This window comes from Ellagibacter sp. (assembly GCF_048412355.1).
GTDB lineage: Bacteria > Actinomycetota > Coriobacteriia > Coriobacteriales > Eggerthellaceae > Ellagibacter.
On record NZ_DBFSAP010000023.1, the window covers coordinates 1 to 8,643 of the forward strand.

The 8,643-nt window shown below is 60.2% G+C and carries 7 protein-coding genes; 2 read left to right on the forward strand and 5 right to left on the reverse strand.

Features of this window, described 5'->3' with window-relative positions; all coding sequences use genetic code 11:
• Positions 1–473 precede the first annotated feature (473 nt).
• Complete coding sequence (locus ACMRQN_RS03495; RefSeq protein ID WP_418733838.1) at positions 474–1,895, forward strand: ATP-binding protein; 1,422 nt, start codon at positions 474–476, stop codon at positions 1,893–1,895.
• A 180-nt stretch (positions 1,896–2,075) separates the two neighbouring features.
• On the opposite strand, the gene ACMRQN_RS03500 is transcribed toward ACMRQN_RS03495, so the two are convergent.
• The 3 genes from ACMRQN_RS03500 to ACMRQN_RS03510 all read right to left on the reverse strand — a co-directional run bounded on the left by ACMRQN_RS03500 (position 2,076) and on the right by ACMRQN_RS03510 (position 4,530).
• Complete coding sequence (locus ACMRQN_RS03500; RefSeq protein WP_418733839.1) at positions 2,076–2,384, reverse strand: MGMT family protein; 309 nt, start codon at positions 2,382–2,384, stop codon at positions 2,076–2,078.
• 196 nt (positions 2,385–2,580) lie between these two features.
• Positions 2,581–3,087 carry an HPP family protein gene (locus ACMRQN_RS03505; RefSeq protein ID WP_418733840.1) on the reverse strand — a complete coding sequence of 169 codons (507 nt, stop codon included), beginning with the start codon at positions 3,085–3,087 and terminating at the stop codon, positions 2,581–2,583.
• Positions 3,088–3,090: 3 nt separating this feature from the next.
• Entirely contained in the window at positions 3,091–4,530 is a 1,440-nt protein-coding gene (locus ACMRQN_RS03510) for a DHA2 family efflux MFS transporter permease subunit (RefSeq protein WP_418733841.1), read from the reverse strand.
• Between the two features lie 519 nt (positions 4,531–5,049).
• On the opposite strand from ACMRQN_RS03510, the gene ACMRQN_RS03515 reads away from it, so the two are divergent.
• Positions 5,050–5,391: an arsenate reductase family protein gene (locus ACMRQN_RS03515; protein ID WP_418733842.1), complete on the forward strand. Its 342-nt coding sequence runs from the start codon at positions 5,050–5,052 to the stop codon at positions 5,389–5,391.
• Between the two features lie 166 nt (positions 5,392–5,557).
• Here ACMRQN_RS03515 and ACMRQN_RS03520 read toward each other — a convergent pair whose 3' ends face one another.
• Together ACMRQN_RS03520 and ACMRQN_RS03525 are read right to left on the reverse strand one after the other, a co-directional pair.
• On the reverse strand, positions 5,558–7,654 hold the full coding sequence (locus ACMRQN_RS03520; protein ID WP_418733843.1) for an MFS transporter: 2,097 nt from the start codon (positions 7,652–7,654) through the stop codon (positions 5,558–5,560).
• Positions 7,655–7,750: 96 nt separating this feature from the next.
• Positions 7,751–8,185 carry a MarR family winged helix-turn-helix transcriptional regulator gene (locus ACMRQN_RS03525; RefSeq protein ID WP_418733844.1) on the reverse strand — a complete coding sequence of 145 codons (435 nt, stop codon included), beginning with the start codon at positions 8,183–8,185 and terminating at the stop codon, positions 7,751–7,753.
• Positions 8,186–8,643: the final 458 nt, after the last annotated feature.

Here is an 8,643-nt window from a genome sequence, read left to right on the forward strand (position 1 = left end):
GCAGGGACTTCCCGTTCGAGGCGACGATCGACTCGAACGCTTCGAAGTCCTCGGTTCTGGTCAATTCCGGCATGTAGTGGGCGCGGAGCGCCGCCACCGCGTCGGCGCGCGTGGTAAGATTCATCGTGAAGGGCCTTTCTCCCGCTTGCTTTGGCTTAGACACCCGCAAGCATACCGAAGGGCCCTTTTCCTTCGCTAGCAGATTTCTCGGCTGTTTTTCCTCAAAAACTTAACTCGCACTTCAAACTCGGCGGCGATTGACCTCGGGGTGGGCAGGGGTAGCATTCACCGAACAGGGGTGGCCGGTGGTTCCGGCGATGGCTCTCGATACACCACAAATCGGGACGCGATCGGCGGCGTCGGAATAAGCCCTTGAAATGATGGCCCTTCTTTCTTTTCGCGTTATTGCTTGCATAAGATGCTTACGAGTATCATACTCATAAGCATCTTATGAAGAAGGAAGTGGTGAGCATATGTTCGTTGGACGCGAAAAGGAGCTTGCCCAGCTCAATCGCATGTATGCGAAGAACGGGTTTCAGATGGCGGTAGTCTACGGTCGTAGGCGCGTTGGGAAAACCACGCTTATCGACGCCTTCGCCAGCGATAAGCCGACGCTCTATTTCACCGCGCAGCAGCGTAGCTCACTGCAGAATCTGGTTCACTTTTCGCGTGCCATCTATTCGTTTTTCGGTTTGCCGGGAGATACTGGTGCGTTCCCTGATTGGCGCAGCGCCTTCTCCTTCATCGCGAACGCCGCCAAGCAGCGCGAAGGCGAGCCGTTTCTTCTCGTCTTCGATGAATTTCCCTATGCTGCGGAAACCGAGCCGTCTCTTCCATCGGTTTTGCAGATCGCCATCGATCACGGTTTGAGCGCCACTAACGTTCGCGTCATCTTGTGCGGAAGCAACGAGGGCTTCATGGAGGGCGAAGTGCTTGGGCGGAAAAGCCCGCTGTACGGTCGCCGCACTATGCAGCTGAAGGTTAAGCCGTTCGACTGTTTCGATGCGGCGCTCATGCTGCCAGGGCTTTCGCCGGAGCAATCGATTACGTATTACTCGACATTCGGAGGCACGCCGTATTACTTGGCGCAAATCGATGCGGGGGCAACGTACGAGGAGAACGTTACCGAGCTTCTGTTCGACACCTCGGGGATCCTCTACGAAGAGCCCCTTATGCTGCTTCGCCAAGAGCTGCGCGAGCCTGCGCTGTACAACTCGATTCTCGATGCGATCGGTTCTGGCGAGACTTCCCCGAAGCGGATAGCCGAGCGAGCGGGCGTGAGCGCGTCCTCTATGTCGAAGTATCTAAAAATGCTTCTTGACCTGGGCATTGTTAAGCGCGAAGTGCCATTCGGCGAGAATCCGAGCACATCGCGCAGGGCGCTGTATACGCTCGAGGACCCGTTCTTCGCGTATTGGTACGCCTTTGTGAGCAAAAGCGTCGGTGCTATTGAGGCGGGTGCTGGGTCGGCGGCTGCGTGCGGGTCGGCCTTTGGGCAGGCCCTGCAGACGTATGTGGGGAGACAATTCGAGGCGGTGTGCGGGCAATGGGTTGTGCGCGCGAACGCCAAGGGGGAGCTGCCATTTCTTGCGTCGTCATTCGGTCGTTGGTGGGGAACCGATTCGCGCGACAAGACCGAGACGGACATCGATCTCATTGCCGCAGACAAGGAGTCGAAAGCGATCCTTCTGGGCGAGTGCAAGTGGCGCAACTCCTTCAACGAGTCGCGCGCGGTCGAACTGCTTGAGCGCCGCGCTCCCCTCGTGAAGGGGTATTCTCGTCGCTCGTTCTTCCTGTTCACGAAAGAGCCTGTGAGTGAAGCGACGCAAGAGAAGGCGAAGGCGCGCGACGATTTGACGCTTGTCACCGCAGGCGAGATGTTCGAAGCGCGCTGATGCCCCTTCGAGGCTCGCGTAATGTCAGGGTGGGGATGGCGGGCGGAAGGACTTGGGCGCCCAGCTCCCCATCATGCGATCTTGAACACGAGCACGTGCGTCAGCAATTGCTCAGGCTCGACTCGGAATTCGCTGGCGAGGTCCCTGATTCAGCGTGACGTATTGCAGGGCGCACCCCGATCACTCATCCCATTGGCATTTTTTCATGTCGACGCAGCCGTTGTCTCGGAAGGCGACCCCTTCCTCCGTCAGCAGCGCTCGCTGGTCGGGGAAGTTGGGCGCGAGGCGTCCCGCGTGGTTGACGACGCGGTGGCACGGGTAATCGCCGTAGCAATCCGCCTCACTCAGCACGGCTCCGACCAGGCGAGAGTTTTTCTCCCTGCCGATGAGGCGCGCGATTTGGCCGTATGAGGCGACGCATCCCGCCGGGATCTCCGCCACGACGGAGAGAATCTCATAAACCAAATCTTCGTCCAGGACTTTTCCCATAGTGTCGCTCCCGTGTTCGCTTTTGCCTTCGGGGGTGCGGCGTCGATTACCCGTGCTGCGATTTTCGCAGTCCCCCTTACCGAAGCATCGAGGGAAAGCACATGCGTGTCAAGGTCGTTTGACCCAGTTGCGTCTGGAATGCTCGCAACAAAACTGAGTCAGTGGCCTTGGTGTGCCCCGAGCCCGCGCTCGTCCCCTATTGAAAAAGGATGCCGAAGACGTACTTGGTGATGGCAGAGCGGCGGATGACTCCCACGAGTTTGCCCTCGTCATCAACTACAGGAAGCTTCTTGAACTTCTTCTTCGCCAGTAGCGCGGCGACGCGGGCGATGCTTTGGTCGGGTCGAGCGCACACTACTTTGCGCGTTGCGAAGTCCATGACGCTGCGGTTCCTCAGATCCTCGATGCGCTGCTCAAGGCTCTGATCGTCGAAGTACAGCATAGATGCGTCGCCGCCTGTGAAAATAGTGTGGGCGCGATGTTGCGCGATGGCGCCCATGACGTCGCCGTCGGAGATGAACCCGACCACTTGGTTGCGCTCGTCGACCACGGGCATGCTGCTCACCTCGTTCTCGGCAAGCATGCGCACCACATCGGAGACCGTGCAATCCTGCGTGCAGGTGAACGGCTCTTCAATCATGATGCTCGAAACGGGCGTCCCCTCGAGCTCGAGGGGGATGCGCTCGGACAGAATCTCGGACATCGCTTATGCCTCCTTCGTTTTAGGTGCAGCCTTCTTGGCGCGCACGCTGAACACGGCGTAGATAAGGGAAACGAGGCCGATTGCCGCGCACACCTTGTAAGCGACGCCCGCGCCCACGGCGGTGGCGACCTGGATGCTCGCGTCGACGCCGGCGGACGCAGTGACGCTTGTCATGACCGTGATGATGAGCGCCGTGCACAAACCGCCGGCGACCTGGCGGCCGGTGTTCGCGATGGCGTTGCCGTGGGCTATCATGTCGTTGGTCAGGGCATTGACACCCCATGTGTTCACCGGCATGTTCGCGAGCGACTGGCCGGCGGACTGCAGCATGCAGAACAGCGCAACCACCAGGATGGGTGTGTTGACCGTCGAAAGCGAGAGCAAGAACAGGGCGCCGGTCATGAGCGCCAAGCCGATGATTGAGATGGCGCGCGGGCCGAACTTGTCGAACACCACGCCGGAGATGGGGCTGATGATGATGCCCACCGCCGCTGCGGGAAGCATGGCCATGCCGGTTTCGAAGGCCGAAGCACCGAGCGCCGTTTGCAGCAGCAGCGGCAGCAACGTGTTGGTGACCAGGCATGCAGCGTTGATTAGCGTGACGATGATGGCCGCCACGCGGAATTCGCGCGTCTTGAGCGTGCCCAGTTGAAGCAGCGGGTCCTCGATTTTGCCCTGGCGTACGACGAACAGCACCAAGCACACGACGCCTGCGACGATCGAGCCGAGCACCACGGGGCTGCCCCATCCCATCGACGAGGCGCTGGAGAATCCGTAGAGAAGTCCGCCGAAAGCGATGGTGGAAAGGACGACCGAAAGCAGGTCGAGTTTGGGGTTCTTCAGCTCGCCCACGTTCTTCAGCATGAAAATGCCCAGCACCAGCACGAGAATTGCGAGGGGGACGATGGCGCCGATCATGGTGCGCCAACCGTACGTGTCGATCACCGCGCCGCCTACGACGGGGCCGACCGCGGGACCCGCCGACATGACGATGCCCGCCATGCCCATAGCCGTTCCTCGTTTCTCGACGGGGAACACCAGCATGGGAACCACCGAGACCAGCGGCATGAGCACGCCTGAGCCCGCCGCTTGCAGCACGCGACCGATGATGAGGAACAGGAAATCAGGGGCTGCGGCGCACAGCAGCGTGCCCAGCGCGAACACCAGCGTTGCCCCGAAGAACAGCGCGCGGGTGCTGAACTTGTCGATAAGGAACGCCGAAACGGGGACCATGATGCCGCTCACCAGCGGGTATATGGACATGATCCACTGGGCAGTCGAGGCATCGATGGCGAAATCGGACATGATGACCGGCAACGCAGGCGACATCACCGTTTGGTTCAGTAGCGCCAAGAAGGCACCCAGGACGACGACCGCGACGATGCGGATTTGGGTCCCGGTAATGCGCCCATTGGCGGGCGCGACCGTAGAATTATCAGACATAAGCTTCCTTCGTATCTATTCGGTTCTTCGCCAAAGGTACGCTGGCCTGTGGCGAAATTTCATGCACGCGCTATGCGCGTATCAGATACGACAAGAGGAAAGCGGCTGCTCAGAGAGCACTTGGGGAACAACAGGAGAGGCCCCGTATACCAGGGGCCGCCGAATTGCGATGTATGCTTTGGTCAAATCCTTCATAGCGGGGAGGTATCCTAGCAGCCGCCTTCGCCCCTTTCAAGGGATGTAACCCAGACGTTGATTTTCTTCACCGAGGCGCCATCGTTGGCGGGCGGTGTGCTTCTCTATCGCCACGCCGCGTGGCGATAGAACGCCGCGGCGAGCTTGCGCATCGGCTATGTGTGCAGCTGCGAGCGTGTTGCCGGCGCGCGCTGGGCGCCAGTCCGATCTGGCCGACTCTTGCCGACGGTCGGTTGCCGTCCTCCTCCATCTCCGCCTGCTCTGTTTTTGCTCGGCTCCCTTGTCGTATCATGGACGGACGAGAATTGACCGAAGGCGGTACGTATGAACATCCAGATATTCGGCACGAAGAAAAGCTTCGATACCAAGAAGGCGCAGCGCTATTTCAAGGAGCGTCGCGTGAAGTTCCAGTTCATCGACTTGAAGGAAAAGGGGATGAGCAAAGGCGAGCTCGAAAGCGTGGCGCGCGCCGTCGGCGGGATCGATGCCGTGATCGATCCGAAGGCAAAAGATGCCGACACGGTTGCGCTCGTACGGTACCTCGCTGCCGACCAGAAGTTCGAGAAGGTGCTCGATAACCAGCAGATACTTCGCGAGCCCATCGTCCGCAACGGCCGCCAGGCGACCGTCGGCTACGAGCCCGACGTGTGGAAGGGCTGGGAATAAACAAGAGCTGGGAGTAAAGCGAAGCGCCCGCGCCCGTGGTTTTATCCGTGGACGCGGGCGCTTCGCGTAAGACGTCTTTTGTCGTTTGGGCGGAGCGCCCCGGCGGCGCTGAACAACACGTCCCGGCGACGTGGCTGGGACGGCTGCGTCCCTCGGTACGGGTCGTTTACTTCCCAGCTTGTGCGAGCCTCTTCTTGTCCTTATAGGGAACGAGCAGCACAAGCCCCACGATCGAGCAGGCGGCCACGAACAGCGACATTCCCTTGAAACCGCTGTTCATCGTTTGCTGGTAGGCCTCCTGAATCTTCGCGGCATCGTTGTCGACCTCGGTCAGGTAGTTCTCCTTCGCCTCGTCGAGCATGGCGGGCACGGCATCCCGGGCTTCCTCCATCTGCGACACGACGGTCTGCAGCTCGTCACGCTGGGAGGCCATGGCGGCTGCCGCAGGTGCCGGCACACGGCTCATCTGGGCATCCATGCTGTCCAGACCCTCCTGCATCGAGGCTATGCCCTTGTCGAACCCGCCTTGGATGTTGCCCTCGATCGTCGGCTTCATGGTGTCGAACATCTCGCTCGAGAGCGCCTTGCATGCGGAAACCACCGTGGTGACGTCGGAGTTCTTCAGCTGTTCGAGCGTCTCGTCGCTCATCTCGAAGCTTCCGTCTCCGCTCGCGCTGTCCATGCCCACGTCGATGGTGCGATAGTCCTCGAGTGGCGGGATGTCGACACCCTCGAGCATTTTCGCGCCATTTTCGGTCTCGCGAAGGCTCGCAAGCTCGCTGTCGAGCTCGGCGGCGTGGGGCAGTTCGGAGACGCTCACCTCACTCGGCATCGCATCCATGAGGTTGCCCTGCAGGTAGGCGCTCGCGTGCACGACGAACGCGACCATGATGGCGGGCGCGATCGCGGTGCCGATGGAGCGGACGAGGGACAGCGCGGCCAGCGCCGAGTTCGATTCCTTCTCGTCGGTGTTCTCTAGCATCATGTAGTTGAGCGGCGTGCCCATGGTGAAGCCGAGGCCGAGGCCGGTGATGATCATGGTGGCGCACACGGTGAGGAGGCTTGGCCAGGTGCAGGCCACAAACGCCATGAAAACCGAGCCGATCGCCACGCCGATGAAGCCCATCGCGAGCACCGGTTTCACGCCGTGCTTGTCGATGAGCTTGCCCGACATCATGGCGCCAACGCCGCTGCCCACGCCGAGCAGCGCGATGAAGTAGCCGCCCGATCCCGATTTCATCATCATGGCGTTCTCGCAGAACTGCGGGAAGAAGATGGTGCCCATCATGGCGATGCCTGAAATCACCGCGCACAGAAACGCGATGACGATGTTCGCGTTGGTGAAGTACTTCAGGTTGAGAATAGGGTCGGCGGCGCGGCGCTCGCGCAGTACGAACAGCGGCAGAAGCACCACGAACGCCACGAGGAACGGCCATACGTCGGTTGATGCGATCGACGTCGCGAAATCGAAGAAGTCGATGTTCTTAAGCCCGTACATAAGGCTGAGCGTCATGAGCGTGAGGATGAGAATGCCCAGGCCATCGAGGGGTCCCGTCTTCTCGGCTTGCGCGTTCGGGAGACGCTTGACGCCGAGGATCAGCACGATGACGCAGATGGGGATGTTCACGTAGAAGATGAATTGCCACTGCGTTGCCCCGAACACCTCGAGGATCGCGCTGCCCACCGTCGGGCCCAGGATGGAGGCAAGGCCGTACACCATGCCCACGATGCCGAGCGCCATGCCGCGCTTTTCCTCGGGGAACGCGGTGCCGAACTCCGCTGTTGCGACCGGCATGATGCCGCCGCCGCCGAGCGCCTGGATGACGCGCGCGCCGATGAGGATCCAGAAGTTGCCCAAATCCTGTGCGACGCCGCACAGCGCCGAGCCCAAGCCGAAGAGCAGGATGCACAGCAGGTAGACGCCCTTGCGGCCATGGCGGTCGGCGAGCTTGCCCATGATGGGAATTGACACGGCGTAGGCGAGCGTGTAGATGGTGATGATCCATACGCCAAGGCTATCGTCAACGCTGAGCGTGTTCTGAATAACGGTACGCGCGGGGTTGACGATGCCCATGTCGAGCGCGCCCATGCATAGTCCGAGCAAATAGACTACGGCGACAAGTGCGTAGCCCTTTCCTTGGCTGCGGGCGGTGGGTACTGCTTTGGCGGGGGAATTGCCCGCCGGGGCTTGCGGTTCGATGTCCGAGCCCTTATTGGGTTGAGCAGGCTCGATGTCCTGCTCCTTCGTTTTCCGGTGCATCATGGGTCTGAGATCTTTCCTTTCTGGTGGTTGTCGATGTGGTGGGGAAAGCCGTGGGAGCGGTCGCGAGGTGGATGCGGCGGGCGTGTGGGACGTTCGCTAGCGGCCGTCGGCTGCGGCGGGCGCGGAATCCACTTCCTGCAGGTTGGCCGCCATGCGCGCGATGAGATTGCAGGCGCTCGCTTTCTCCTCGGGGGTGAAGCCGTTAAAGAGCGTGTTGTCCAACTCGACGAACGACGCGCGCATCTCGTCGAAGACGCTTGTTGCCTCAGGCGTTGCGCACACGATCTTCTCGCGCTTGTTCTTGTTGTTGACCTTGCGTGTCACCAGGCCTTTCGCTTCGAGCTTTGCGAGCGTCTTCGCGATGGCGCCGCGATCGATGCCGTGTTCGGCCGCGATCGACTCCTGGTTCGACTCGCCGTTCGCGAGGAGGCTCATCAGCACGAGCTGCTCGGGGAAGCCGATGCCCCTGTGAGCCATGTTGCGCTCGGCGAAGGTGCGCATCTTTCGCACGATGATGGAAATGTCCGACATGTACAACGGTAGCCCTCTTCCGCTTTTCTTATTATTGCCACGACAACAGTTGCAACGGCAACAATAATGAACCTGACGAATGGTGTCAAGAGGCTGCCCCTAAGCGTCGTATCGCGGCCTTTCGCGGGTTGGAAACCCTCATTTCTTACGGCTGAAATATTCTCGAAAAGTGCTTCCCCTACCTTTTATTGCGTTATGTAAGCGAAAAACGCATGTGCTTGCGAGGCGACTTGGCGACTCAGGTCCAAGGTTCCTACTCGAACCCCGACCCGGTCTCAGCTTTCTCGGCCTCCCTGGCACATGCGCTTTTCCCTGTAGAAAGGAGACCAGCTATATGAAGTCAAGGGATAATCCGAAGTTTTTTGAAGCCGAGTAGGTTTATCCGATTAACGCACTTTGACAGCCGAATATCGAATGCTTTTGGGCGCAATGGGGCGCATCGCAGATGCGATGGCGGC

Excerpts from the sequence above, each read along its gene's own strand:
- ACMRQN_RS03520 (WP_418733843.1), bottom strand. The coding sequence starts at position 7,654 with ATGATGCACCGGAAAACGAAGGAGCAGGACATCGAGCCTGCTCAACCC.
- ACMRQN_RS03510 (WP_418733841.1), bottom strand. The coding sequence starts at position 4,530 with ATGTCTGATAATTCTACGGTCGCGCCCGCCAATGGGCGCATTACCGGG.
- ACMRQN_RS03500 (WP_418733839.1), bottom strand. The coding sequence starts at position 2,384 with ATGGGAAAAGTCCTGGACGAAGATTTGGTTTATGAGATTCTCTCCGTC.
- ACMRQN_RS03515 (WP_418733842.1), top strand. The coding sequence starts at position 5,050 with ATGAACATCCAGATATTCGGCACGAAGAAAAGCTTCGATACCAAGAAG.
- ACMRQN_RS03495 (WP_418733838.1), top strand. The coding sequence starts at position 474 with ATGTTCGTTGGACGCGAAAAGGAGCTTGCCCAGCTCAATCGCATGTAT.
- ACMRQN_RS03505 (WP_418733840.1), bottom strand. The coding sequence starts at position 3,087 with ATGTCCGAGATTCTGTCCGAGCGCATCCCCCTCGAGCTCGAGGGGACG.
- ACMRQN_RS03525 (WP_418733844.1), bottom strand. The coding sequence starts at position 8,185 with ATGTCGGACATTTCCATCATCGTGCGAAAGATGCGCACCTTCGCCGAG.